We start from the raw sequence: 24,782 nt of genomic DNA, 5'->3' as shown, positions 1-24,782 counted from the left end.
TAAATATCTCTCACTTATTTAAAGGAGGAAACAATCATGGCAGTAAAAGTCGGTATTAACGGTTTTGGTCGTATTGGACGTAACGTATTCCGCGCAGCATTAAACAATCCTGAAGTTGAGGTAGTAGCGGTTAACGATTTAACAGATGCTAACATGCTGGCTCACCTTTTACAATATGATTCTGTACACGGAAAATTAGACGCTGAAGTTTCAGTTGACGGTAACAACCTTGTTGTTAACGGCAAAACAATTGAAGTTTCTGCAGAACGCGATCCTGCTAAACTTAGCTGGGGCAAACAAGGCGTTGAAATCGTAGTTGAATCTACTGGTTTCTTCACAAAACGCGCAGACGCTGCGAAACACTTAGAAGCTGGCGCGAAAAAAGTAATCATCTCTGCTCCTGCTAACGAAGAAGATATCACAATCGTTATGGGTGTTAACGAAGATAAATACGATGCGGCTAACCACGATGTTATCTCTAACGCATCTTGCACAACAAACTGCCTTGCGCCGTTTGCAAAAGTACTTAACGATAAATTCGGCATCAAACGCGGTATGATGACAACTGTTCACTCTTACACAAACGATCAGCAAATCCTTGATCTTCCGCACAAAGACTACCGTCGTGCGCGTGCAGCAGCTGAAAACATCATCCCAACATCAACTGGTGCTGCTAAAGCAGTTTCTCTAGTTCTTCCTGAACTAAAAGGCAAACTGAACGGTGGAGCAATGCGTGTTCCAACTCCAAACGTTTCTCTAGTTGACTTGGTTGCTGAACTGAACCAAGAAGTAACAGCTGAAGAAGTAAACGCAGCTCTTAAAGAAGCGGCTGAAGGCGACCTTAAAGGAATCCTTGGCTACAGCGAAGAGCCATTAGTTTCTGGCGACTACAACGGAAACAAAAACTCTTCTACAATCGATGCTCTTTCTACAATGGTTATGGAAGGCAGCATGGTAAAAGTAATCTCTTGGTACGATAACGAAAGCGGCTACTCTAACCGCGTTGTTGACCTTGCAGCTTACATCGCAAAAAAAGGTCTTTAATTTATAGCTGAAAAAGGACCTGACTTGGTTCTTTCGAATAGAAGCGCTATAATGAAAGCGGACAAGGGAAGGGGACGGACTCCCTTTCCCTTTTTCCATGAAGACCGGCTTTCAGAAAACGCTCTGTGATAGAGAAACGACCGCGTTTTAAGCAGCTTTGCCGGCGCTTTCGCCTAAGGCCGCTGCCCTGGCTTTTAGACGAACTGCCCTGTGCCGAAAAAGACTGCGATCTGCCCTAGCGGAGTTATCGCTTGAACAGACGGTTTCACGTTTTTCGTGCTGTATGCAAACCATTTTGAAGGAGGATCTCCTAGGCATGAATAAAAAAACTCTCAAAGACATCGACGTAAAAGGCAAAGTTGTATTCTGCCGCGTTGACTTTAACGTTCCAATGAAAGACGGGGAAGTAACAGACGATACACGTATCCGTGCTGCGCTTCCAACAATCAAACACCTTGCAGACCAAGGCGCAAAAGTCCTTCTTGCGAGCCACTTAGGCCGCCCGAAAGGCGAAGTGGTTGAGGAGCTTCGTTTAACTCCTGTCGCTGCACGTCTCGGCGAACTGCTTGGCAAAGAAGTGAAAAAAGCGGATGAAGCATACGGCGATGCTGTAAAAGCACAAATTTCTGAGATGAAGGACGGAGACGTTCTTGTATTGGAAAACGTACGTTTCTATCCTGGTGAAGAGAAAAATGATCCTGAGCTTGCAAAAGCATTTGCTGAGCTTGCAGATGTATATGTAAATGACGCATTCGGTGCTGCCCACCGTGCTCACGCATCTACAGCTGGAATTGCCGAGCATCTGCCAGCAGTTGCAGGTTTCTTAATGGAAAAAGAGCTTGATGTACTTGGAAAAGCGGTTTCCAATCCTGACCGCCCGTTCACAGCGATCATCGGCGGAGCGAAAGTAAAAGACAAAATCGGTGTAATCGAAAGTCTTCTTGATAAAGTAGACAACCTGATCATCGGCGGAGGTCTTGCTTATACTTTCGTAAAAGCGCTTGGCTATGAAGTCGGGAAATCTCTTCTTGAAGAGGATAAAATCGAGCTTGCGAAATCATTTATGGACCGCGCTAAAGAAAAAGGCGTTAACTTCTACATGCCTGAAGATGTACTCGTTGCAGATGATTTCTCTAACGATGCAAACGTGAAAATTGTGCCGATCTCTGAAATCCCTAGTGATTTAGAAGCAATCGACATTGGTACGAAAACACGCGAAACGTATGCTGACGTCATCAAAAACAGCAAACTTGTCGTGTGGAACGGACCAATGGGCGTATTCGAAATCGACTTGTTCGCTCAAGGAACAAAAGCGGTTGCGGAAGCATTGGCAGAGGCGAAAGATACATACTCTGTCATCGGCGGAGGAGACTCTGCGGCAGCGGTTGAAAAATTCGGCCTTGCTGACAAAATGAGCCACATCTCAACAGGCGGCGGCGCATCCCTTGAGTTTATGGAAGGCAAAGAGCTTCCAGGGGTAGCTGCACTGAACGATAAATAATCTCAAAACTGCTATAAGGAAGTGGAACAGATGAGAAAACCAATTATCGCCGGTAACTGGAAAATGAACAAAACACTCGGCGAAGCTGTCAGCTTCGTTGAAGAAGTGAAATCTTCCATTCCAGCAGCAGACAAAGCTGAAGCTGTTGTTTGCGCGCCAGCGCTTTTCTTAGAAAAGCTTGCTTCTGCTGTGAAAGGCACTGACCTAAAAGTCGGCGCTCAAAACATGCACTTCGAAGAAAGCGGCGCGTTCACAGGCGAAATCAGCCCGGTTGCTCTGAAAGACCTTGGCGTTGACTACTGCGTCATCGGCCACTCTGAGCGCCGTGAAATGTTCGCTGAAACTGATGAAACAGTTAACAAAAAAGCACACGCAGCTTTCAAACACGGCATTGTGCCGATCATCTGTGTAGGTGAAACGCTTGAAGAGCGTGAAGCCGGCAAAACAAATGATCTTGTTGCTGACCAAGTGAAAAAAGGCCTTGCTGGTCTTTCTGAAGAACAAGTTGCTGCTTCTGTTATTGCGTATGAGCCAATCTGGGCAATCGGAACAGGCAAATCTTCTACAGCGAAAGATGCGAATGACGTGTGTGCGCATATCCGTAAAACCGTCGCTGAAAGCTTCAGCCAAGAAGCTGCAGACAAGCTTCGCATCCAATATGGCGGAAGCGTAAAGCCTGCAAACATTAAAGAATATATGGCAGAGTCCGATATTGACGGTGCTTTGGTCGGCGGCGCGAGCCTTGAGCCACAGTCATTCGTTCAATTATTGGAGGAAGGTCAATATGAGTAAAAAACCAGCTGCACTCATCATTCTTGATGGGTTCGGATTACGTAACGAAACAGTAGGGAACGCAGTCGCTTTAGCGAAAAAACCGAATTTTGACCGCTATTGGAACCAGTATCCTCATCAAACTTTGACTGCTTCAGGCGAGGCTGTAGGTCTTCCTGAAGGGCAAATGGGGAACTCCGAAGTAGGTCACTTAAATATCGGTGCGGGACGTATTGTGTACCAAAGCTTAACACGCGTAAATGTTGCCATTCGTGAAGGAGAGTTCGAACGCAATCAAACATTCCTTGACGCGATCAGCAACGCGAAAGAAAACAACAAAGCCTTGCACCTGTTCGGTCTTTTATCTGACGGAGGCGTGCACAGCCATATCAATCATTTATTCGCACTGTTAAAGCTTGCGAAAAAAGAAGGGCTGACAAAGGTTTATATCCATGGCTTCCTTGACGGCCGTGATGTAGGTCCGCAGACAGCGAAAACGTACATCAACCAGTTGAACGATCAAATCAAGGAAATCGGTGTAGGTGAAATCGCCAGCATTTCCGGACGTTACTACTCTATGGACCGCGACAAACGCTGGGACCGTGTAGAAAAAGCGTACCGCGCAATGGCGTACGGCGAAGGCCCATCTTACCGCAGCGCCCTGGATGTTGTTGATGATTCATATGCAAATGGTATCTACGATGAATTCGTGATTCCATCTGTCATCACAAAAGAAAACGGTGAGCCTGTTGCGAAAATCCAAGACGGCGATTCTGTGATTTTCTATAATTTCAGACCGGACCGCGCCATCCAGATTTCCAACACGTTCACAAACAAAGACTTCCGTGACTTCGACCGCGGCGAGAATTATCCAAAGAACCTGTATTTCGTCTGCCTGACTCACTTCAGTGAAACAGTTGACGGCTATGTAGCGTTTAAACCGATAAATCTTGATAACACAGTCGGAGAAGTATTATCTCAGCACGGGTTAAAACAGCTTCGAATTGCAGAAACTGAAAAGTATCCGCACGTCACGTTCTTTATGAGCGGCGGCCGTGAAGCTGAATTCCCGGGTGAAGAGCGTATTCTCATCAACTCGCCTAAAGTTGCAACGTATGACTTGAAGCCTGAGATGAGTGCGTATGAAGTGAAAGACGCGCTTGTCAAAGAAATTGAAGCTGACAAGCATGACGCGATCATTCTTAACTTCGCAAACCCTGATATGGTCGGCCACTCCGGAATGGTTGAACCAACAATTAAAGCAATTGAAGCAGTGGACGAATGCTTGGGCGAAGTCGTTGACGCGATCCTTGCTAAAGGCGGACACGCTATCATTACCGCTGATCACGGTAATGCTGACATTCTGATTACAGAATCAGGCGAACCGCACACTGCGCATACAACAAACCCAGTCCCTGTGATTGTAACGAAAGAAGGCATTACGCTGCGTGAAGGCGGAATCCTAGGCGACCTTGCACCAACGTTATTAGACCTTCTTGGTGTTGAAAAACCGAAAGAAATGACAGGAACATCTTTAATTCAAAAATAATTTGAAAATCAAAAGGAGAGACAAAACTCATGCCATACATTGTTGATGTTTATGCACGCGAAGTATTAGACTCCCGCGGCAACCCAACAGTTGAAGTTGAAGTATATACAGAAACAGGAGCTTTCGGCCGCGCATTAGTGCCAAGCGGAGCTTCTACAGGTGAATACGAAGCGGTTGAGCTTCGTGACGGCGACAAAGACCGTTACCTTGGAAAAGGCGTGTTAACAGCTGTTAACAACGTAAACGAAATCATTGCTCCAGAGCTTCTTGGCTTTGATGTAACTGAACAAAACGCAATCGATCAGCTTTTAATCGAGCTTGACGGTACTGAAAACAAAGGCAAACTTGGTGCGAACGCAATCCTTGGCGTATCTATGGCTTGTGCGCGTGCTGCTGCTGATTTCTTACAGATTCCTCTTTACCAATACCTTGGAGGATTCAACTCAAAAACGCTTCCTGTACCGATGATGAACATCGTAAACGGCGGAGAGCATGCTGATAACAACGTGGATATTCAAGAATTCATGATCATGCCTGTAGGTGCTCCTAACTTCCGTGAAGCACTTCGCATGGGCGCTCAAATCTTCCACAGCCTGAAATCAGTATTAAGCGCAAAAGGCTTAAACACTGCTGTAGGTGACGAAGGCGGATTCGCTCCAAACCTTGGTTCTAACGAAGAAGCGCTTCAAACAATCGTTGAAGCAATCGAAAAAGCCGGCTTCAAACCTGGCGAAGAAGTTAAACTTGCTATGGATGCTGCATCTTCTGAGTTCTACAACAAAGAAGACGGCAAATACCATCTGTCTGGCGAAGGCGTTGTGAAAACATCTGCTGAAATGGTTGACTGGTATGAAGAGCTTGTTTCTAAATACCCAATCATCTCGATCGAAGACGGACTTGACGAAAACGACTGGGAAGGCCACAAGCTTCTTACTGAGCGTCTTGGCAAAAAAGTTCAGCTTGTTGGTGACGACCTCTTCGTTACAAACACGAAAAAACTTTCTGAAGGTATTAAAAACGGCGTAGGCAACTCTATCCTGATCAAAGTAAACCAAATCGGTACATTGACTGAAACATTCGATGCGATCGAAATGGCGAAACGCGCAGGCTACACAGCTGTTATCTCTCACCGTTCTGGTGAAACTGAAGACAGCACAATCGCTGACATCGCTGTGGCAACAAACGCAGGACAAATCAAAACAGGTGCTCCGTCTCGTACGGACCGTGTTGCGAAATACAACCAGCTTCTTCGCATCGAAGATCAGTTGGCTGAAACTGCTCAATACCACGGTATCAACTCTTTCTACAACTTAAACAAGTAATAAAAAGACCGCCGGGATTTTCTCTCGGCGGCTTTTTTATGCTTTCAGAGATCCAAATAAAGCCTTACCATATCGCGGCATTGAATCCCGTTTTCAAAAATGTCCTCATCATAATGTCTGAGAAAGAAATCGTGGTCGATCGCCTGAATGCGGAATCCGCATTTTTGATAGAGGGAAAGCTGATGAATGCTCGAATTCCCCGTTCCGATTTCAATCGTGTCCGCCCCCAGCTTCTTCGCTTTTTCGATGGCGTCAAGTACAAGCTGTTTGCCAAAGCCTTTCTTCTGAAGAGATTCTTTTACCGCAATATTTACAATTTCAACTGTTTGCGGCCTTGTTTTTAGCAATACATAAACCCCTGCAAGCTCATCACCGGCCCAAGCTGTGTAACATTCTCCCCTCTCAAGATATTCATCTACAATGTCTTTCGATGGATCGGCGAGCAGCAATAGATCATATAATTCGTCATTTGTTTCTTCTCCTAATTCAATCCTGAGCTTTTGCATATTCATTCCACCTTTTTAGTCTGATAGACATTTAATTTTTTCATTCGTTCCCAATTTCATTCTGTTTTATTATAAAATATGAAAAGCAGTAAATGTTATCAAATTAGTAGAATAGGAGGAAAGTCATGTTATTTTGTAAGAATTGCGGCTCCCAGAATAATGAAGGAGCCAAGTTTTGTAAACAATGCGGCACCCCGATCGGAGGGGGCAGCAAACAGGCAAATCAAGAAACAGCTAGCACTGCAGAAACGAGGCAGGCTCCGCGAAAACCGATCCCTAAGAAAACCATCATTTTATGGAGCAGCATTGCCGCGGCGTGCGTTATATTATTCGCCGCATATAAAACCGGAGCGTATTTTACTTCAAAGGATAGGTTAGTAGACAAGTTTGAACAGGCCGTAAATGATGGGGATCAGGACCAAATCGCGACTCTGCTTACACCGGTAAATGACAATCTTAAACTCACTAAAAATAATGTAAAACCGTTTCTTACATATTTGAAGGATCATCCAGACAAAAAAGATGAACTTTTTGCATCGCTGCGTGATGAAACAGCCCAGAAGGATATCGTATATGCGGAAAAAGACGGGAAAAGCCTGCTGGTATTTGACCATTATGACTTAAAGGTAGCACCTGTTTATTTTGAAGTGAGCAGCAATTATAAAAATACCGATCTATATGTCAATAAAGAGGAAGCCGGATCTGTAAAGAAAGCAGATCAAGCACAAACCCTTGGTCCGTACATTCCCGGCGAATATACAGTCTCAGCCAAACTGAAAAACGATGTCGTTGACCTTGTGAAAAAGGAAGACATTCAGGCGATTGGCGATAGCAGCTTTCGTGTTGATCTCTCATTGGAAGCAGACGATGTGACATTCAGCTTAGCGAATGACATCAAGAGCGGGAAGGGAGATTTGCTGATTAACGGTAAATCAATTCATAAAGATCCGTTCAAATCCGTAACATATGGTCCGCTGCTGACAGATGGATCAATGACAGCTTCAGTCGAGGCAGAATTTCCGTGGGGAAAAACAAAAACTGCCGGCGTTCCGATCGATGATAAAGAAATGGAGTTAACGTTAATTCCTGATCAAGATACACAGGAACAGATTATGAACACAATTGTCAAAACAACAAAACAATACTCCAAAGCTCTATCTGATGGGAATACAGCCCAGATGACAGAGGCAAGTGCCAATTGGAAGGCGGAGACGAAGGACACCGTCGATTCTATGAAAAGCGCGGATTCATACTTAAAAGATAGATACTTGGAAACTGATTTTGACCTGGACACATTTGCCCTCTCTCAGAAAAACGACGGAACGTGGCAGGTATCGGTAACAGGAAAAGAACTTCACCAGTCTTCTTCGTATAACGACTATACAAAGTCTGAAATGACTGACGACAGTCCGAGTTATGAATATCTTCTTTCATATGATAAAAAACAGAAAAAGTGGATTTTCGAAGATGCAGAATCAACATTCGAATCTGCAGGCACAAATATAAAGAAAATCAAAAATGATAAACCAGAGACATACACTTCCGCCTGGGCTGGCTCGAAAAACAAAGGCAGTGAAAGCTCTGCAAGCGGCGATGTTACAGATGAACAAGTGACATTATTTATGGGCAGTTATCTGCAAAGTCAGGCAGATGCCGTGAATCAAAATAATTTCTCACTGATGGAAGACAGCCTTGAAAAAGGCAGTTCCCTTTATTCCGACCAGCAGCATCTCGTGTCGAAATTAAATAAAGAGGGGACAACAGAAGACTTTAATAACTATGAAGTGAAAAGCTGGAGCCAAAATGGGTCGGCTATCACGATTAAGACGTATGAAGAATTCTATATCACAAAATCAGGCGGCAGTCCAAAGCTCAGAACATATAACTGGACCTACACCGGCGTAGTGAAGAACGGAAGAATTTACTTAACGTCTATTCAATAAAACAACCCCATCACCAGCAGGTGATGGGGTTGTTTTTAAAAGAGCATATAACGGAAAATTTCTTTGACATAGTGTTCGATAATAAGCTGAAATGTAACGCAGATGATCAGATAAATCACAATCGTTGAGTAAATGAAATCAACCTTCCCTTTATATGAATGCTGGTAACTGCTCAGCATCGCAGGAGGAATGGCGAAGAATGCACCGATTAAACCAACGGCTAATATGGTAAAGCAAATGTCTGTATGTAATAAAAAGAAGAAAAGGGCAAGAATCAAAATAGCCGTAAAAGGAATAAGAAATGCTCCGAATCTTGAGAATGAATCCTTGAAAGACACTTGGTTTCCCGCGATTTTCAGGGCGAAAAAGATGCATGCATGCAGGCCAAATAGAAATAAAATAAAATAAATGGTTGGCTCTAAGAAGATTGCTGTAAAGCTTACGCTTCCGGGACCGTCTGAAAAAAGAATATAAAACATCAAAGGGGTCAGCAAACTGAAAAGAACCATCGTAATGATTGCGCTGATCAGCTGTTCTCCGCCTGTTGCTTTACATTCCTGATAAGGGCGTTTCAGGACGGATAAGACAAATGAACCGAACTGTTTTGCTGCTTGCTTTGCAGCGGCTCCAGTTTGAGCTGCATGCTGGTGGCCTGATTGACCGGGGAGCGGTGATCCGCATTTCTCACAAAAATTTCCGCCATCTGTTTGATGGCCGCATTGAGGACAATACATAAAATAACTCCTTTATCTGTAATATAGGGAAAATAGACTAATAGTTTTATTATAAAAGAAAAAAGTTGTAAAGTAATCAATATTCATACAAAAAAAGACACGAGCACGATAGCAGCTGTGTCTTTTTTTATCTAGTTATTAATATATTTCTCAAATACATCCCCAAAATCCTTAATATGATACTGCGAGCGAACGGATGTCAGCCAAGTGAATCCGAATTCGGTCAGCTCTTTGTATTGCGTTTCAATATTGACGTGCTCAGGGCGGGTATGGTGAAGAATCGTCACTGCTTTATCTAAGCTTTGCTCCGCTTGATTGATTAAAATGTCATTTTCATAGGTTGTTTCAGCGATGCGAAGCAGTGCTTTATAAAGGTCTTTTAACTTTTCAATCTGGTCTTTGTGGACATCAATGTCGAATTGTTCACCGCCCAGCTTGAACTTAATTTCAACATCCAAATCCACTTTTCCGGCAGTTTCAAGAAAAACGTCAGAGATTTTATATTGCGAATAAGGATAGCGTTTCAACGTTCGTTTTGAGGAAGTGGCGCGTTCGCCGTCCACATGGATCAGGGCCAGGTTCGTAAAGCAATACTCGTCTGCTTTTGTTTTAATCAAGAAATAAATTTTCTCATTATCTTCATGCATGACATAGTCATCTGCGTCTGTTTTGTCATAGTCCTGAGGTTCGATAATTTTTCCGATATCAGATAAGCCCAAGGCATCTGCCGCAATTTTTTTGAACATCTGTATACGTCCTTCCTATTCAATTTGTCACTTCATTGTAGCATGGCGCGTTTCTGACAGGCTATAAAGGTTTACCGGGAAATCGCCTCCGGGTAAAAGGGTGGAGAATCATTCTATTTCCTGTGCAGAGACTATCAACAAGGAGGTATATGATGTTCTCATTTATCGTTCACGTCTTCATTTCTTTATTCGCAGTATCGAATCCGATCGGAAACGTACCGATATTTCTGACGCTGACAGAAGGCTATACTGCAGCGGAAAGAAAAGCGATTGCCCGGAAGGCAGCTATTTTATCCTTTTTTATTCTCGCAGCTTTTTTGGTTTTCGGTCATCTTATCTTTAAACTGTTTGATATCAACATTCACGCGCTCCGAGTGGCGGGCGGCATATTCATTTTCGGCATTGCCTATAATCTATTGAATGCGAAAGAATCGCACGTGCAATCTCTTCACCATGATGAACATAAGGAAAGCAAGGAAAAAGCGGATATATCAGTCACACCTTTATCCATTCCGATCATTGCTGGGCCCGGAACGATTGCAACAGTGATGAGCCTTTCCGCCGGACATAGCGGCATTGGTCATTATGCGGCTGTCATGATCGGCATAGCCGCCGTTATTGCCCTGACCTTTCTCTTTTTCCACTATTCTGCTTTTATCAGCAGCAAACTCGGAAAAACCGAGATGAATGTGATTACCAGACTGATGGGATTAATCTTAGCCGTGGTTGCGGTCGGGATGATTGGTGCCGGGCTGAAAGGCATGTTTCCGGTCTTAACTTCATGATGCAAAAAGCAGCTCTCTTATTTTAGAGAGCTGCATTCTTTTGTTTTCGGCACATACCGAAAGACTTCCTCACTCTCAAAAAATTCAATCAACCTGCTCAGCCAATCATAGTAATGAAGCCATTCTTTTAATTCATTCAGCAGCTGATTGACTTTCTCTTCCGCTTCCGGGGTAAGCCCGTCCCTTTGTAAAAGATCACTCAGCTCCCGGTTTAATTTTTTATACAGCACTTTGTTTTTGCTCACGACCTTTGTCCAATTCGCCGCAAATAAAGAAATGAAGGTTTGATAATAATCCTGCTCGACGTCATAAAGGTCTTTTCGTACGCCTTTTTCAAACACCTTTTCGGCGATATTGGCATCGATCATTTCCCGGACAACCTGGCTCATCCGTGTTTTGCTCATGCCCGTTGCCTCAGAGAGCTCGCTTAAGGTCATTGGTTTTCGATTCATATAAATAATTCCGAGCACACGTCCGACAGTTGAAGGCATTCCAAACGTATGCATATTTTCGGCAATCTTCTCAATGAGATGCTCTTCAGCATGTTCAATGATGTCGAGAGCGGTTTTTTTCACAGCTGATCATCCCTTCAAATGGCAATTGATGGTGTCAATATATCATATTTCTTCCTGGTGTTGAAAATAGCTGAATGCAGAGGAAGTGGGAGGTATCCGGAGTAATTGTAAGAACACCCTTTCCGTCTCGGTCATAACAATAAATAATCTATAAATAACATATAATTTCAACACATTGTAAACTTTTTATTTTACAAAGTTCAAACTATAATAAGGATTATACTTTTCAGAAAATTTAAAGGAAACCTGCGGAGGTGCACGGATTGCTGAAATTGGAACAAGTGTCAAAAGTATATAAAGGCGGCAAAAAAGCTGTGAACAGCATTGATTTAGATATTGCAAAAGGTGAATTTATCTGTTTTATCGGCCCGAGCGGCTGCGGAAAAACGACGACGATGAAGATGATCAACAGACTGATAGAACCATCGTCTGGAAGGATCTTTATCGACGGAGAAAATATTATGGAACAGGACCCGGTTGAGCTGAGGAGAAAAATCGGCTATGTGATACAGCAGATTGGTTTGTTCCCCCATATGACCATCCAGCAGAACATCTCACTCGTACCAAAGCTGCTGAAATGGCCTGAGGAAAAACGGAAAGAACGGGCGCGCGAGCTGTTAAAGCTTGTGGATATGGGCCCAGAGTATTTAGACCGTTATCCGCATGAGCTCAGCGGCGGACAGCAGCAGAGAATCGGCGTGCTGCGCGCCCTGGCAGCGGAACCCCCTCTCATTTTAATGGATGAACCGTTCGGAGCGCTTGATCCGATTACGCGTGATTCCCTTCAGGAAGAATTCAAAAAACTGCAGAGAACCTTAAACAAAACGATTGTGTTTGTAACCCACGATATGGATGAAGCGATTAAGCTTGCTGACAGGATTGTGATATTAAAAGCGGGAGAAATCGTTCAAGTCGGCACACCTGATGAGATTCTTCGAAACCCGGCAAATGAGTTTGTTGAAGAATTTATCGGGAAAGAGCGCCTGATTCAGTCAAGACCGGATATCGAGCGGGTAGAGCAAATGATGAACAGAACGCCGGTGACGGTATCTGCGGACAAAACGCTTTCTCAGGCGATTCAGCTGATGAGAGAAAAACGTGTTGACTCGCTGCTCGTTGTGGACCGGCAAAACGTGCTGAAGGGCTATGTTGATGTGGAAATGATTGATCAAAACCGCAAAAAAGCGAGCATCGTTGGCGATGTATACCGTTCAGATATATATACCGTTCAAAAAGGGGCGCTTCTTCGCGATACAGTCCGAAAAATTTTGAAGCAGGGGATCAAGTATGTTCCGGTGGTCGATGAACAGAACCATTTAGCAGGGATTGTGACAAGAGCGAGCCTCGTTGATATCGTATACGATTCCATTTGGGGCGACGAGGAAAACCAGCTCATGACGATCTGACCAGGGGAGGAGCTCTTTTAAGATGAATCAAATGATGACTTTTTTGCAAACGAACGGCGGAGAGCTGCTGTATAAAACAGGAGAGCATTTATATATTTCACTCATAGCCGTTGTATTGGGCATTATCGTTGCAGTGCCGCTCGGCGTTGCTCTTACCAGAATGAAAAAAGGCGCAGGTGCGGTTATCGGTTTCGTAAACATTGTGCAAACCCTGCCGAGTCTGGCGATTTTAGCCTTTTTTATTCCGCTTCTCGGCGTAGGAAAAGTGCCTGCGATTGTCGCTTTATTTTTCTATTCGGTACTGCCGATCCTGCGCAATACGTATACCGGCATTAAAGGTGTAAATAAAAACCTCCTGGAATCGGGGAAAGGAATTGGCATGACCGGCTGGGAGCAGATTCGGCTCGTTGAAATCCCGCTGGCGATTCCCATCATCATGGCGGGGATCCGCACATCAACGATCTACCTAATTGGCTGGGCGACACTTGCGTCGTTTATCGGGGGAGGCGGCCTCGGGGACTATATTTTTATCGGACTGAACCTATACCAGCCTGAATATATCATTGGCGGTGCCGTGCCTGTCACAATTCTGGCAATTATTATTGATTATGTTCTGGCTGTGACAGAACGAAAGGTGACGCCGAAAGGCTTGCAAGGGATGAAGGAAGTATCGTAAGGAGTTGGCACTGTTGAAAATGACAAAAATCAAATGGCTTGGCGCGTTTGCTCTCGTCTTTGTCATGCTGCTAGGCGGCTGCTCTCTGCCGGGTCTAGGCGGCGCTTCTGACGATACGATCAAAATCGGGGCGCAGAGCATGACAGAATCAGAAATTGTAGCGAATATGATCGCGCAGCTTATTGAACATGATACAGATTTGAATACTGCTTTAGTGAAAAACCTCGGCTCAAACTATGTTCAGCACCAAGCGATGCTGGGCGGTGACATTGATATTTCAGCCACGCGCTATTCCGGAACAGATTTAACAAGCACCCTCGGCAAGGAAGCGGAGAAAGATCCGAAAAAAGCGCTGAACATTGTGCAGAACGAGTTTCAAAAGCGCTTTTCTTATAAATGGTTTGATTCCTACGGCTTTGATAACACATATGCCTTCACCGTAACAAAAAAGTTTGCGGAAAAGGAGCATATTAACACCGTGTCTGACCTGAAGAAAAATGCTTCCCAATATAAATTAGGCGTCGACAATGCTTGGCTGAAACGAAAAGGCGACGGGTATAAAGGCTTTGTCAGCACATATGGCTTTGAGTTCGGCACAACTTATCCAATGCAGATCGGGCTAGTCTATGACGCAGTCAAAAACGGGAAAATGGATGCGGTTTTGGCTTATTCAACGGATGGACGGATTAAAGCATATGATCTGAAAATCTTAAAAGACGATAAGCGTTTCTTTCCGCCGTATGACTGTTCACCGGTGATTCCGGAAAAGGTGCTTAAGGAGCATCCGGAACTTGAAGGTGTGATCAATAAGCTGATTGGGCAAATCGACACGGAAACGATGCAGGAACTTAATTATGAGGTGGATGGCAAGCTGAAGGAGCCGTCTGTCGTAGCAAAGGAATTTTTAGAGAAACATCATTATTTTGACTAAGAAAAGAGGTGGATCATATGGAAGTACTACAGCAGCTTGGCACATACTATTCGCAAAACGGCGGTTACGTGCTGCAGGAATTTTACCGCCATTTTCTGATGTCGGTGTATGGCGTTTTATTTGCCGCCATTGTTGGAATTCCGCTCGGCATCCTGATAGCCAGATACAGAAGATTAAGCGGATGGGTTTTTGCGGTCACGAATGTCATTCAGACCATCCCGGCTCTCGCCATGCTCGCCGTGCTGATGCTTGTCATGGGGCTGGGCGCTAATACGGTGATATTGTCATTATTTCTGTATTCTCTTCTGCCGATTATCAGAAATACGTATACAGGGATTATCAGTATTGAGCACGCCTATCTTGAATCGGGAAAAGCAATGGGGATGACAAAATTTCAAGTGCTGCGGATGGTCGAGCTTCCGCTTGCGCTTTCTGTCATAATGGCCGGCCTGCGCACCGCGCTTGTCATTGCGATCGGCATTACGGCCATCGGGACATTTGTCGGTGCTGGCGGTCTCGGGGACATCATCGTCAGAGGATCAAACGCCACAAACGGAACCGCGATTATATTAGCGGGAGCGATCCCCACAGCTCTGATGGCGGTGATTGCCGATTTGGTCATGGGCTGGCTTGAACGAGCATTAAGCCCGATTAAAAAGAAAAAAGGAAATTTTATTATAGCTGATAGAAAAACCACCTCTATTTAAATACAACAGAGGTGGTTTTTTTAAATAAACAACATGTGTTAGTATCTGTTAAACATATTTTCCAGCGTTGGGATTATCCGAGTATTTGAAAAAATACAAAAATCAGATATTATAACCAATTTGAGGGTTGTTTTTAAAAAAATTCAAGTTATAATGAAAATAATACATTTATACAAATATCTAAATGTCTAAATGTTTTTTTGTAAAGGAGAAAACGCTATGAATAATGTTTTCAAAGCTATATCAGATCCAACAAGGAGAAAAATTTTGGATTTGTTAAAAGGAGGGGATATGACTGCGGGAGATATTGCTGAGCATTTTAATATCAGCAAACCGAGTATTTCGCACCACTTGAATATTTTAAAGCAAGCGGAAGTCATAAGTGACCATCGCAAAGGACAATTTATTTATTACTCTCTAAATACAACAGTACTTCAAGACTCAATAAATTGGATGCTTAACTTTATAAATAAAGGGGATAACGATTTATGAAGAAAAATATAATTTCCATAATTATTGTATGTTTGAGTTTCTTGACTTCAATTATATTATATCAATACCTTCCAGAAGAAATACCGATACAATGGTCAGGAAATAAACCGGCTGCAATTGTATCTAAACCTTTAACAATATTTATTATACCTGTTGTTATGCTTATTTATTATCTTACTTTTTATATGTTAACTATTAAGTCTACACAAAAAAATAAAGCATTGCTTTTCCTAGCTTCTAATAATATGTTAATCCTTTTATATATTTTACAACTCTCAACTCTATTGATAAGTTTAGGATACGAAGTGAATATTGATTTAATAATAGGGCTTGGTGTTGGTATCTTTTTAATTATTGGTGGAAATTCTATGCAGCTAGCAGAACAAAACCATCTTATTGGATTGAGGACACCTTGGACATTAAAAGATGAGACTGTTTGGAAACTGGGAAATCGCTTTGCCTCTAAAGTACTTGTAGTGTGTGGTTTTATAATAGCTGTTCTTTCATTTTTTACAGGAGAATATATAATTCTTATTATGATTGTGCTAGTTCTTCTAGCATTAGTTATTTCAACACTAGCTTCATATCATTATTACAAAAAATTAAACGGTTCACGTTGAAAAAGTGTCTTGCGGAGCAATCCGCAAGACACTCAATTATAATGGATTATTGATGAATCAATTTTAGGGTTTTTGCAGCAGCCGCTTCTAAATCAGAATTATTAGAAGCTGAAGAGGAATATTTGGCAACGTATTTCCACACTGCAGTTGTTACTGCGGCAGCCGTTTGTAATGCAACTGCGTTAACGCCCACAACATATAAATATCCAGCTGCTACACAGACGGCATAAAGCCCACAAGATGGAGTAACTTTATTAGAAGAGTATTTTACGTTTTCATTTTTCTTAGCATATTTTTGGATAAGTTGGTCTGCTTTGGTCATATTTTCAATGAGTTTTTTAGGGTCTTTGCTGTCAATCGATTGTTTCAATTCATCCATATATTGTGGTTGATCTTTTTTTATAAATTTGACTACATCATTTACTAACTTTTTACCTTCTGTACTATTTGCCTCTTTTACGAGTTTAGGGTCCAAATCGTTTGAAATTAATTTACCAACTTCCCCTTGTCCAAATAAAAGTCCTCTAAAGTAATCTTCTCCAGAAAATGTATGGTTTTCTTTAGCAGATGTACTTGACTCCTTAGAGAGTCCTACTAATGAAAAAACCAATATCGTTACCATGGAAACAATCAATAGCCTAAGTAATTTACTTTTCAAATTATTATACCTCCATTAAGTTATTTCTCCATTATCTAAATGTTAGCTATGAAACAATTTTGTAAGAAACTTGACTGATTCACCTCCTATTCTTTTGAAATTTCTCTTTCCTTTTACATATATATATTTAAATAAAGGAGAACACCAATTCATAGTGATATTTTGTTGTACAGGATGCAGATATATAATTAATGCTGATATCATGATCAAGCCAAAACTTACAATACCAATGCTGAATATTATCCCAATATGAAATAATATTCCCAAAACAAGGGCAATTCTCTTTATTCTGATATTTGAAATTATGCTTGCTGCTAAGAACAACTCAAAAATAGTTACTAACCAAGTGATGACAACAATAAAATTGCTTTCAAGTAGTGGATTCATTAAGTTAAGTTGATATTCAGGTAATCCAAACACCGGATCAGAAAAGAAATAGTAAATTGCTGTTCCTTCTGCCCACTCTTTATTTTTCAATCGCTCTAAAGCTGCGTTTAAATAAATGATAAAAACTTGAATTTTAATTATTGTCATTATATAAAACAATACTGTCTTCTTTGTGAAAGATTCATTATTGTTTTTCTTTATATTCCAATGATTTCGCCTTGAATCTAATAATGTAACAGGTAATATAAGAAAAGAAAGAACAGTTGCAATTTGCTCTCCACCATCGATAGTTAAAGCTGAAGTTTGAATACTATAGCAAATATACCAGTGAAATAAACCGGTAAATCTAGGTCTCCACCCTATAACCACTAAGGTTAATATAAAAATCATTAAGTATCTTATAATCTCAAAATTGATACTATATTCTTTAGCAAAACAAAAAGCGGTAGGGATATAGACATTTTCACATGTGACATTATTTGCACTATAACTAAATAAAATATCAGTACTATTGAATAATAGTACTAGTAATGTTGAGAAACCAAGTAAACTTCTAAAAAGTGCATATGTATTTTTCCATGGATTATAGGTGTCAATATAACCTTCTAAACTATTTAATATCTTCATACTATTTTTATTTTTAGCACCTTTCTTTCAAAAGAGGTAGTTTGCTTAAAGTCTATCCAATACCATGAGAGTGGTTTTTGGCGATATATTAGGTATTCTCCTTTGCTAAGATGTATATAATCTTCATTTTTTATAACCTTAATAGGCTTTATTTGTTTCTCTAAATTTGTGCAGGAGTTGTTGTTTTCACAAGTTTTCCAATTCTTTGGATCGATATTCTCTACAATTTTGCCTAATTCTATTGCCTGAACTCTTCCTTCTCTTTTTATCCCAAAAAAATTATTGGGAAGTGCATTAGGTAACTTTAAATTTTCTTTTGTGTGAAATGAAATGTTTTCTTCTGTAGGGCTTTTACTATAAAAGCCAAAGCCTTGGGGAGACAATTGTTGCAAAAAATTTTTTTTGAACAGTGGATTCTGAGGTGAAATATTGCTAAAGTAATAAGAAGAAAATAATAGGAAACATATAGTCATTACAGTAATAATTCCCTTTTTTTTGATGTAGATTACCTCCTCTAAGCTAATATAATCATTTCAAAAAGATTATATAATAGCTAGTCAGAATAATCAACAAAAAATGGATAATTAATAAATTAATGTAAATTATGCATTATTTTGTTTGTTTTCTTGAAGTTTGATATTCAACCATTTGGATTGGACTTAAAAAAGTTCCCAGAATTGAATTTGGGAACTTTTTACGGCTTCGGCACATATTTAAAAATGTCTTCGCTCTCAAAAAACTCAATCAAACGGCTGAGCCAATTATAATAATCGAGCCATTCCTTTAATTCCTTCAGCAGCTCATTCACTTTTTCTTCCGCTTCAGGAGTAAGCTCTTCATCCAACACGCTAAGCAGCTCCCGATTGAGTTTTTTATGCATCATTTTGTTTTTGCTGACGACTTTGCTCCAGGTGGCTGAAAACAGCGTGATAAATGTTTGATAGTAGTCCTGCTCAACCTCATATAAATCTTTTCGCACGCCTTTTTCGAATACCTTCTCGGCAATGTTGGCATCAAGCATTTCCCGCACTACCTGGCTCATACGTGTTTTACTCATGCCGGTGGCCTCAGATAATTCCGTAAGCGTCATCGGTTTTCGATTCATATAAATAATGCCCAGCACTCGTCCGACGGTAGAGGGCATTCCAAATGCATGCATGTTTTCCGCGATTCTTTCTATAAAATGGTCCTCGGCTTGTTCAATGATCGTTAACGGATCTTTCTCCAACGGTTTCATCCTTTCAGCTAACAATTCCGATGTCAATATACCACATTTTTGATACGGCGAAAATGCTGTCAAAAGAGAATTTGGCAGGAAATTGGAGCAATAAGGAGATCAACACACGTCAATGCGGGTAAATCAGCGTTTACACATACTTTATAAATAATATGAACAAATTGTAAACTTTTTATTTTATAAACTTTATTCTATAATGGGAAGCATTCAATTGTCTGAAAAATTAAATTTAAACTGAACAAATTGAATAAACTTAATTTTGGAGGTGCGATGTTTGCTGACATTAGAAAATGTCTCGAAAACATACAAGGGCGGCAAAAAAGCCGTGAACAACGTAAATCTTAAGATTGCAAAAGGCGAATTTATCTGCTTTATCGGGCCGAGCGGCTGCGGAAAAACGACAACAATGAAAATGATTAACCGATTAATTGAGCCTTCCGCCGGGAAGATTTTCATTGACGGCGAAAACATCATGGACCAGGATCCTGTAGAGCTCAGGCGCAAAATTGGCTATGTGATTCAGCAGATCGGCCTGTTTCCCCATATGACCATTCAGCAGAATATCTCACTCGTCCCAAAACTGCTGAAATGGCCGGAGCAGCAGCGGAAAGAGCGGGCGCGTGAGCTTTTAAAATTGGTCGATATGGGGCCAGAATATGTAGACCGTTACCCTCATGAATTAAGCGGGGGGCAGCAGCAGCGAATTGGTGTATTACGGGCACTTGCCGCGGAGCCGCCGCTTATCTTAATGGATGAACCGTTTGGGGCACTCGACCCGATTACGAGGGATTCCCTCCAGGAAGAATTTAAAAAACTGCAAAAAACCTTACATAAAACCATCGTATTTGTTACCCACGATATGGATGAAGCGATTAAGCTGGCAGACCGGATTGTGATTTTAAAAGCGGGAGAAATCGTTCAAGTTGGAACGCCCGATGACATTTTAAGAAATCCGGCAGACGAATTTGTTGAGGAATTTATCGGCAAGGAGCGGCTGATTCAGTCATCCAGCCCGGATGTTGAACGGGTTGACCAGATTATGAACACACAGCCTGTAACGATCACCGCGGATAAAACGCTTTCTGAGGCCATTCAGCTGATGAGGCAGGAACGGGTCGATTCATTGCTGGTCGTCAATGACGAGCGCGTTCTGCAAGGCTATGTCGATGTTGAAATCATTGATCAATGCCGGAAAAAGGCCAATCTCGTCAGTGAAGTTTTACATGAAGATATATACACAGTACTGGGCGGCACACTGCTGCGCGACACGGTCCGCAAAATTTTAAAACGGGGTGTCAAATATGTTCCCGTTGTGGATGAAGACCGACGCCTGATCGGAATTGTGACGAGGGCAAGTCTGGTCGACATCGTGTATGACTCCCTCTGGGGAGAAGAAAAGCAGCTCGCAGCATTGTCATAGGGAGGGGCGATAAGTCATGCATCATATTGTTCAATTTTTGCAAACCAATGGGGGAGAGCTTCTTTATAAAACATACGAGCATATTACGATATCGCTCATTGCTGTGATCTTAGGTGTGCTGGTTGCCGTCCCCCTCGGGGTTGTGCTTACCAGAATGAAAAAAGGAGCCGGCACCATTATCGGCATTGTCAATATCATTCAGACGCTGCCGAGTCTGGCCATCCTCGCTTTTTTTATCCCGCTCCTTGGTGTAGGGAAGGTTCCGGCCATTGTGGCTTTGTTTTTCTATTCCGTATTGCCGATTCTTCGCAACACGTATACCGGCATTCGCGGCGTCAACAAAAATCTGCTCGAGTCTGGTAAAGGAATAGGAATGACGCCGGCTGAACAAGTCCGCTTGGTGGAGCTGCCGCTTGCCGCACCAGTGATCATGGCGGGAATCAGAACATCGACGATTTACTTAATCGGCTGGGCCACGCTTGCTTCCTTTATCGGAGGCGGCGGATTGGGTGATTACATTTTTATCGGACTGAATTTATATCAGCCGGAATATATCATCGGGGGCGCGGTACCTGTCACGATATTGGCAATTGTGATTGATTATGTGCTGGCAGTTGCTGAACGAAAACTGACACCTGCCGGCATGCAGAGATTGAAGGAATTGTCATAAGGAGGCGGCTCATGAAAAGAAAATATCTCAAATTAATGATAGGTTTAGCACTTGCGGCAACGCTGACGCTGAGCGGCTGTTCGCTTCCTGGTCTCAGCGCTGCTGCAGACCAGACCATTAAAATCGGCGCGCAAAGCATGAGCGAATCAGAAATCATCGCCAGCATGCTTGGCCAGTTGATCGAACACCATACTGATCTCAAAACAACAACGATTAAAAATCTTGGCTCCAACGCGGTGCAGCAGCAGGCTTTAATGAACGGGGAAATCGACATTGCGGCCACAAGATATACGGGAGACGCGCTGACAGGCACGTTGAGAATGGAACCTGAAAAAGATCCGGACAAAGCGCTGGCGCTTACTCAGCGGGAGTTTAAAAAAAGATATGATTTAAAGTGGTATGACTCCTACGGGTTTGATAATACATATGCCTTTACAGTCAGCAAGGAGCTGGCCGACCAATACCATTTAGAGACCGTATCAGACGTTAAAAAATGGGCGCCGCAATTAAAGCTGGGCGTTGATAACTATTGGATGAAGCTCAAAGGAAACGGCTATCAGGATTTTACGAAAACCTACGGCATGACATTCGGCGGCACGTATCCGATGCAGATCGGCCTTGTGTACGACGCGGTGAAAAGCGGAAAAATGGACATTGTGCTTGCGTATTCAACCGATGGAAGAATCAAGTCCTATGGTCTCAAAATGCTAAAGGATGATAAACAATTTTTCCCGCCGTACGACTGCTCTCCGGTTGTTCCGGAAAAGGTGCTCAAAGAACATCCTGAACTTGAAGGCATCATCAAGAAAATGCTCGGAAAAATCGACACAGCCACGATGCAGGAGCTTAACTATGAAGTCGACGGCAATCTCAAAGAACCGTCTGTCGTTGCCAAGGAATATTTAGAAAAACATCGCTATTTCGAATCGTGAAAGGGGGAAGAGGTCAATGAACGTGCTTGAACAGTTAATGACGTATTACGCGCAGAATGGCAGTTACGTCATGGATGAATTCGGCCGCCACTTTCTCATGTCGGCTTACGGCGTTTTATTTGCCGCTGTCGTCGGGGTTCCGGCCGGAATCCTCATCGCGCATTTTCGCCGTTTGTCAGCCTGGGTGTTTGCCGTAACAAACGTTATTCAAACAATCCCGGCGCTCGCTATGCTGGCCGTCTTAATGCTTGTTATGGGGCTCGGCGCAAATACCGTGATTCTATCATTATTTCTGTATTCCCTGCTGCCGATTATTCGAAACACGTACACAGGCATTATCAGTATTGAACATGCCTACTTAGAATCTGGAAAAGCAATGGGCATGACGAAATTCCAAGTGCTCAGAATGGTTGAGCTCCCGCTCGCACTTTCTGTCATTATGGCGGGCCTTCGCACGGCTCTCGTCATTGCCATCGGAATTACAGCGATCGGCACATTTGTCGGTGCCGGAGGCCTTGGGGACATGATCGTACGCGGCTCAAACGCAACAAACGGAACTGCGATTATTCTAGCCGGAGCGATACCAACTGCGGTGATGGCGGTAGGGGCGGATTTGCTCATGGCTTGGCTGGAGCGGGCATTAAGTCCGGTGAAGAAAAAAAGAACCGGGGCGAAACATGTTCAATCAGCTGCATAGAATAGAAAAAGAGGCTGGAGTCCAGCCTCTTTTTTCTCTTTAAATCGTAAACTGACCCATCTTCTCATTAAGCTCATTGGCCAGCTGCTCAAGCTCTTCAGCATTTAGAAGCACTTGATCCATCGAATGGGCGGATTGCTCGGTAATTGAAAATGTTTCTTCAATGCCGGCGGCAGACTCTTCGGATACAGAAGCGATATTTTCAATCGATTGATTGATGGTAATCGATTGGTTTGTTAACTGCTTCAAGCCATCCGTTACTTCCTTAATGCTGTCTGCAACATGGGTGACGGATTGTTTGATATGCTGCATAGCCTGTCCGGTGTCTGTCAGGTTTTCCGTTCCTTTTTCGACTTCTGTAAAGCTGCTTTCCAAGTACGTAATGACAGTGTGGATCTCCTGCTGTGTCCCGTTTACAATCCGGGTAATGTCCTGCACGGAATCAGAAACGCCGTCAGCCAGCTTTCTGACCTCCTCTGCCACAACGGCGAAGCCTTTGCCGCTTTCTCCAGCGCGGGCAGCTTCAATCGCGGCGTTAAGGGACAGCAAATTCGTCTGCTCGGCAATCCCGTTGATGACCTGAACGAGCTTGTTAATATCCTGAGAATGCTGTTCCAGTGATCTCACTTTATGCACGGCTTCTTCAACAATATGATGGATGGTTTTCATTTGCTGTAATGACGTAGCCATATTTTCGTTCCCGCTTACCGCGAGTTCGAGAACGTTTTGAGACGTATCGCTGATTGTGATGCCGTGATTATAGGCTTTATCAATGCTTTCGGTAAACTCATTCATCGATTCGGCAATCGTCACCGCGTCTTGGGCCTGCTGTTCAGAGCCCTCAGCCATTTCGTTCATCGTCTCGGTAATATGTTTGCTGCCGGATCTTGTTTCATTCGTTGCGGTTGCAAGCACCTGTGAAGAAGAAAGAACCCGGCTTGATATGTCTTTAGAATATCCGACAATATCTCTCAGATTCCCTACCATTTTTTGCAGCGCTTCATTCAGATCACCCAGCTCGTCTTTTGAGTTGAGGGCCTCCATATCGTTCGACAAATCGCCTTCGGCAATATGATTGGCAGATTCCTTCATGCGAATGATAGGCTTTACAATGTTTCGCGTGATATAAAGCCAGATGAAAATGCTGATGAGGATTGATGCTGCCACAAGCAAAGCAGTGTAAATGAGCCCTTTATGATAGACGGCCTTCGTTTCTTTTACCGCTGTGTTGCTGCCTTCTTGATTTAAGTCAACAAGCTGAGTGATTGTTTTTTTCATATCCTCAAAGCTGGCCTCAGTCTGAACCAATAAACCTCTTGCTTTGTCCATGTCATTCGTGCGGCCGCTTTCGATAATTTGCGCATGAATATCCATATAGGTATTCACTTTAGTTTGAAGCTGCTCGAACAGTTTCTGCTCTTTATCAGTGGAGATCGTTTTTTCGTAGTTATCGAGCTTTTGGTTAATGTCTTCCATGATTTGATTCATTTCTTGATCAAGTGTATCCATTTTACTTTTGTCTGTATAAATCAGAAAGTCCTTTTCTTTAGAAGACAGGTGCTCGGTTACATAATTAATTGAAGTGATTCCTTTGATGCCGTCAATCCATTTTGTGTTGATTTCATCTGTTTTTTGAATGATATGCTGCATATTAAGAACGCCTATTCCGCCTACAAGTAAATTGATCAGGATCAGTGTCAAAAATACCAGGCTGAATTTGCGGGAAATCGTCAGTCGCATATAGTGGTCTCCTTTAAAAACGTAATGTGTGGATGTACTATATATCGGCTGAGATATCTTTTTTTCACCTGGAAAATAAAAAACGGTTCTTTTCTCGTCTTTGAGA

26 protein-coding genes are annotated in these 24,782 nt (G+C 42.6%); 17 read left to right on the top strand and 9 right to left on the bottom strand.

Going from position 1 to position 24,782, the window contains the following annotated elements:
• Positions 1 to 36: 36 nt before the first annotated feature.
• The 5 genes from gap to eno all read left to right on the top strand — a co-directional run bounded on the left by gap (position 37) and on the right by eno (position 6,187).
• Positions 37 to 1,044 carry a type I glyceraldehyde-3-phosphate dehydrogenase gene (gap, locus tag NST22_RS17765; RefSeq protein WP_003219957.1) on the top strand — a complete coding sequence of 336 codons (1,008 nt, stop codon included), beginning with the start codon at positions 37 to 39 and terminating at the stop codon, positions 1,042 to 1,044.
• 316 nt (positions 1,045 to 1,360) lie between these two features.
• Positions 1,361 to 2,545 (top strand): phosphoglycerate kinase, encoded by a 1,185-nt coding sequence (locus NST22_RS17760; RefSeq protein WP_003243051.1) that lies wholly within the window; start codon positions 1,361 to 1,363, stop codon positions 2,543 to 2,545.
• Positions 2,546 to 2,575: 30 nt separating this feature from the next.
• Positions 2,576 to 3,337: a triose-phosphate isomerase gene (tpiA, locus tag NST22_RS17755; RefSeq protein ID WP_003243394.1), complete on the top strand. Its 762-nt coding sequence runs from the start codon at positions 2,576 to 2,578 to the stop codon at positions 3,335 to 3,337.
• A complete protein-coding gene (gpmI, locus tag NST22_RS17750) occupies positions 3,330 to 4,865 on the top strand; it encodes a 2,3-bisphosphoglycerate-independent phosphoglycerate mutase (RefSeq protein WP_003228330.1) in 1,536 nt (511 codons plus the stop codon). The genes tpiA and gpmI overlap by 8 nt, the downstream gene beginning before the upstream one ends.
• Before the next feature lie 29 nt (positions 4,866 to 4,894).
• Positions 4,895 to 6,187, top strand: coding sequence for a phosphopyruvate hydratase (gene eno / locus NST22_RS17745; RefSeq protein WP_003228333.1), 1,293 nt, complete (start codon positions 4,895 to 4,897; stop codon positions 6,185 to 6,187).
• Between the two features lie 44 nt (positions 6,188 to 6,231).
• Here eno and NST22_RS17740 read toward each other — a convergent pair whose 3' ends face one another.
• On the bottom strand, positions 6,232 to 6,699 hold the full coding sequence (locus tag NST22_RS17740) for a GNAT family N-acetyltransferase (protein WP_003228335.1): 468 nt from the start codon (positions 6,697 to 6,699) through the stop codon (positions 6,232 to 6,234).
• A 119-nt stretch (positions 6,700 to 6,818) separates the two neighbouring features.
• Between NST22_RS17740 and NST22_RS17735 the strand changes: the two genes are divergently transcribed.
• Positions 6,819 to 8,636 carry a zinc ribbon domain-containing protein gene (locus NST22_RS17735; protein ID WP_003228338.1) on the top strand — a complete coding sequence of 606 codons (1,818 nt, stop codon included), beginning with the start codon at positions 6,819 to 6,821 and terminating at the stop codon, positions 8,634 to 8,636.
• Between the two features lie 35 nt (positions 8,637 to 8,671).
• Here NST22_RS17735 and NST22_RS17730 read toward each other — a convergent pair whose 3' ends face one another.
• Together NST22_RS17730 and NST22_RS17725 are read right to left on the bottom strand one after the other, a co-directional pair.
• Positions 8,672 to 9,370, bottom strand: a complete 699-nt coding sequence (locus NST22_RS17730; protein WP_003228340.1) for a zinc ribbon domain-containing protein — start codon at positions 9,368 to 9,370, stop codon at positions 8,672 to 8,674.
• 131 nt (positions 9,371 to 9,501) lie between these two features.
• Entirely contained in the window at positions 9,502 to 10,116 is a 615-nt protein-coding gene (locus NST22_RS17725) for a PH domain-containing protein (RefSeq protein ID WP_003243118.1), read from the bottom strand.
• Positions 10,117 to 10,265: 149 nt separating this feature from the next.
• Between NST22_RS17725 and NST22_RS17720 the strand changes: the two genes are divergently transcribed.
• Positions 10,266 to 10,901: an NAAT family transporter gene (locus tag NST22_RS17720; RefSeq protein ID WP_010886614.1), complete on the top strand. Its 636-nt coding sequence runs from the start codon at positions 10,266 to 10,268 to the stop codon at positions 10,899 to 10,901.
• Between the two features lie 17 nt (positions 10,902 to 10,918).
• Here the strand turns inward: NST22_RS17720 and opcR are convergent, their stop codons facing one another.
• On the bottom strand, positions 10,919 to 11,476 hold the full coding sequence (opcR, locus tag NST22_RS17715; protein ID WP_003244093.1) for an opuC operon transcriptional regulator OpcR: 558 nt from the start codon (positions 11,474 to 11,476) through the stop codon (positions 10,919 to 10,921).
• 263 nt (positions 11,477 to 11,739) lie between these two features.
• On the opposite strand from opcR, the gene opuCA reads away from it, so the two are divergent.
• The 6 genes from opuCA (at position 11,740) to sdpI (ending at position 16,308) form a co-directional block, all read left to right on the top strand.
• Complete coding sequence (gene opuCA / locus NST22_RS17710; protein ID WP_003243370.1) at positions 11,740 to 12,882, top strand: osmoprotectant ABC transporter ATP-binding protein OpuCA; 1,143 nt, start codon at positions 11,740 to 11,742, stop codon at positions 12,880 to 12,882.
• 22 nt (positions 12,883 to 12,904) lie between these two features.
• Positions 12,905 to 13,558, top strand: coding sequence for a glycine betaine/carnitine/choline/choline sulfate ABC transporter permease OpuCB (opuCB, locus tag NST22_RS17705; RefSeq protein ID WP_003228349.1), 654 nt, complete (start codon positions 12,905 to 12,907; stop codon positions 13,556 to 13,558).
• Positions 13,559 to 13,577: 19 nt separating this feature from the next.
• On the top strand, positions 13,578 to 14,489 hold the full coding sequence (opuCC, locus tag NST22_RS17700; RefSeq protein ID WP_003228350.1) for an osmoprotectant ABC transporter substrate-binding lipoprotein OpuCC: 912 nt from the start codon (positions 13,578 to 13,580) through the stop codon (positions 14,487 to 14,489).
• Between the two features lie 17 nt (positions 14,490 to 14,506).
• The gene (gene opuCD, locus NST22_RS17695; RefSeq protein WP_003244403.1) at positions 14,507 to 15,196 is read left to right on the top strand and encodes a glycine betaine/carnitine/choline/choline sulfate ABC transporter permease OpuCD; all 690 of its coding nucleotides are present in this window, start codon (positions 14,507 to 14,509) and stop codon (positions 15,194 to 15,196) included.
• 219 nt (positions 15,197 to 15,415) lie between these two features.
• Positions 15,416 to 15,688: a sporulation delaying system autorepressor SdpR gene (gene sdpR / locus NST22_RS17690; protein WP_003243541.1), complete on the top strand. Its 273-nt coding sequence runs from the start codon at positions 15,416 to 15,418 to the stop codon at positions 15,686 to 15,688.
• Positions 15,685 to 16,308, top strand: coding sequence for an immunity protein SdpI (sdpI, locus tag NST22_RS17685; RefSeq protein WP_003228357.1), 624 nt, complete (start codon positions 15,685 to 15,687; stop codon positions 16,306 to 16,308). Before sdpR ends, sdpI begins: the two co-directional genes overlap by 4 nt.
• A gap of 46 nt (positions 16,309 to 16,354) precedes the next feature.
• On the opposite strand, the gene sdpC is transcribed toward sdpI, so the two are convergent.
• The 4 genes from sdpC to NST22_RS17665 all read right to left on the bottom strand — a co-directional run bounded on the left by sdpC (position 16,355) and on the right by NST22_RS17665 (position 19,208).
• On the bottom strand, positions 16,355 to 16,966 hold the full coding sequence (sdpC, locus tag NST22_RS17680; protein WP_003243360.1) for a sporulation delaying protein SdpC: 612 nt from the start codon (positions 16,964 to 16,966) through the stop codon (positions 16,355 to 16,357).
• Between the two features lie 42 nt (positions 16,967 to 17,008).
• Entirely contained in the window at positions 17,009 to 17,980 is a 972-nt protein-coding gene (sdpB, locus tag NST22_RS17675; RefSeq protein ID WP_003228363.1) for a sporulation-delaying protein SdpB, read from the bottom strand.
• Positions 17,977 to 18,453, bottom strand: coding sequence for a sporulation-delaying system protein SdpA (gene sdpA / locus NST22_RS17670; protein ID WP_009968174.1), 477 nt, complete (start codon positions 18,451 to 18,453; stop codon positions 17,977 to 17,979). The genes sdpB and sdpA overlap by 4 nt, the downstream gene beginning before the upstream one ends.
• A 221-nt stretch (positions 18,454 to 18,674) precedes the next feature.
• Positions 18,675 to 19,208 (bottom strand): GbsR/MarR family transcriptional regulator, encoded by a 534-nt coding sequence (locus tag NST22_RS17665; protein WP_003243347.1) that lies wholly within the window; start codon positions 19,206 to 19,208, stop codon positions 18,675 to 18,677.
• A gap of 283 nt (positions 19,209 to 19,491) precedes the next feature.
• Here NST22_RS17665 and opuBA point away from each other — a divergent pair, with 283 nt between their 5' ends.
• Genes opuBA through opuBD form a run of 4 tightly spaced genes read left to right on the top strand, consistent with a single transcriptional unit; the run spans position 19,492 to position 22,936 of the window.
• The gene (gene opuBA / locus NST22_RS17660; protein WP_003242811.1) at positions 19,492 to 20,637 is read left to right on the top strand and encodes a choline ABC transporter ATP-binding protein OpuBA; all 1,146 of its coding nucleotides are present in this window, start codon (positions 19,492 to 19,494) and stop codon (positions 20,635 to 20,637) included.
• Positions 20,638 to 20,653: 16 nt separating this feature from the next.
• A complete protein-coding gene (gene opuBB, locus NST22_RS17655) occupies positions 20,654 to 21,307 on the top strand; it encodes a choline ABC transporter permease OpuBB (protein ID WP_003228370.1) in 654 nt (217 codons plus the stop codon).
• A gap of 11 nt (positions 21,308 to 21,318) precedes the next feature.
• Complete coding sequence (opuBC, locus tag NST22_RS17650; RefSeq protein ID WP_003228372.1) at positions 21,319 to 22,239, top strand: choline ABC transporter substrate-binding lipoprotein OpuBC; 921 nt, start codon at positions 21,319 to 21,321, stop codon at positions 22,237 to 22,239.
• Between the two features lie 16 nt (positions 22,240 to 22,255).
• On the top strand, positions 22,256 to 22,936 hold the full coding sequence (opuBD, locus tag NST22_RS17645; RefSeq protein ID WP_003228374.1) for a choline ABC transporter permease OpuBD: 681 nt from the start codon (positions 22,256 to 22,258) through the stop codon (positions 22,934 to 22,936).
• Positions 22,937 to 22,975: 39 nt separating this feature from the next.
• Here opuBD and NST22_RS17640 read toward each other — a convergent pair whose 3' ends face one another.
• On the bottom strand, positions 22,976 to 24,676 hold the full coding sequence (locus tag NST22_RS17640) for a methyl-accepting chemotaxis protein (protein WP_003228375.1): 1,701 nt from the start codon (positions 24,674 to 24,676) through the stop codon (positions 22,976 to 22,978).
• Positions 24,677 to 24,782 lie beyond the last annotated feature (106 nt).

The sequence above is a fragment of the Bacillus sp. PS237 genome, from assembly GCF_037963345.1.
In the GTDB taxonomy this organism is placed as follows: domain Bacteria; phylum Bacillota; class Bacilli; order Bacillales; family Bacillaceae; genus Bacillus; species Bacillus subtilis.
The sequence above is the reverse complement of the archived record's forward strand: the minus strand, read 5'-3'. Positions and strand labels throughout refer to the sequence as shown.

Excerpts from the sequence above, each read along its gene's own strand:
- gap (WP_003219957.1), top strand. The coding sequence starts at position 37 with ATGGCAGTAAAAGTCGGTATTAACGGTTTTGGTCGTATTGGACGTAAC.
- NST22_RS17760 (WP_003243051.1), top strand. The coding sequence starts at position 1,361 with ATGAATAAAAAAACTCTCAAAGACATCGACGTAAAAGGCAAAGTTGTA.
- tpiA (WP_003243394.1), top strand. The coding sequence starts at position 2,576 with ATGAGAAAACCAATTATCGCCGGTAACTGGAAAATGAACAAAACACTC.
- gpmI (WP_003228330.1), top strand. The coding sequence starts at position 3,330 with ATGAGTAAAAAACCAGCTGCACTCATCATTCTTGATGGGTTCGGATTA.
- eno (WP_003228333.1), top strand. The coding sequence starts at position 4,895 with ATGCCATACATTGTTGATGTTTATGCACGCGAAGTATTAGACTCCCGC.
- NST22_RS17740 (WP_003228335.1), bottom strand. The coding sequence starts at position 6,699 with ATGAATATGCAAAAGCTCAGGATTGAATTAGGAGAAGAAACAAATGAC.
- NST22_RS17735 (WP_003228338.1), top strand. The coding sequence starts at position 6,819 with ATGTTATTTTGTAAGAATTGCGGCTCCCAGAATAATGAAGGAGCCAAG.
- NST22_RS17730 (WP_003228340.1), bottom strand. The coding sequence starts at position 9,370 with ATGTATTGTCCTCAATGCGGCCATCAAACAGATGGCGGAAATTTTTGT.
- NST22_RS17725 (WP_003243118.1), bottom strand. The coding sequence starts at position 10,116 with ATGTTCAAAAAAATTGCGGCAGATGCCTTGGGCTTATCTGATATCGGA.
- NST22_RS17720 (WP_010886614.1), top strand. The coding sequence starts at position 10,266 with ATGATGTTCTCATTTATCGTTCACGTCTTCATTTCTTTATTCGCAGTA.
- opuCB (WP_003228349.1), top strand. The coding sequence starts at position 12,905 with ATGAATCAAATGATGACTTTTTTGCAAACGAACGGCGGAGAGCTGCTG.
- opuCC (WP_003228350.1), top strand. The coding sequence starts at position 13,578 with ATGACAAAAATCAAATGGCTTGGCGCGTTTGCTCTCGTCTTTGTCATG.
- opuCD (WP_003244403.1), top strand. The coding sequence starts at position 14,507 with ATGGAAGTACTACAGCAGCTTGGCACATACTATTCGCAAAACGGCGGT.
- sdpR (WP_003243541.1), top strand. The coding sequence starts at position 15,416 with ATGAATAATGTTTTCAAAGCTATATCAGATCCAACAAGGAGAAAAATT.
- sdpI (WP_003228357.1), top strand. The coding sequence starts at position 15,685 with ATGAAGAAAAATATAATTTCCATAATTATTGTATGTTTGAGTTTCTTG.
- sdpB (WP_003228363.1), bottom strand. The coding sequence starts at position 17,980 with ATGAAGATATTAAATAGTTTAGAAGGTTATATTGACACCTATAATCCA.
- sdpA (WP_009968174.1), bottom strand. The coding sequence starts at position 18,453 with ATGACTATATGTTTCCTATTATTTTCTTCTTATTACTTTAGCAATATT.
- opuBB (WP_003228370.1), top strand. The coding sequence starts at position 20,654 with ATGCATCATATTGTTCAATTTTTGCAAACCAATGGGGGAGAGCTTCTT.
- opuBC (WP_003228372.1), top strand. The coding sequence starts at position 21,319 with ATGAAAAGAAAATATCTCAAATTAATGATAGGTTTAGCACTTGCGGCA.
- opuBD (WP_003228374.1), top strand. The coding sequence starts at position 22,256 with ATGAACGTGCTTGAACAGTTAATGACGTATTACGCGCAGAATGGCAGT.
- NST22_RS17640 (WP_003228375.1), bottom strand. The coding sequence starts at position 24,676 with ATGCGACTGACGATTTCCCGCAAATTCAGCCTGGTATTTTTGACACTG.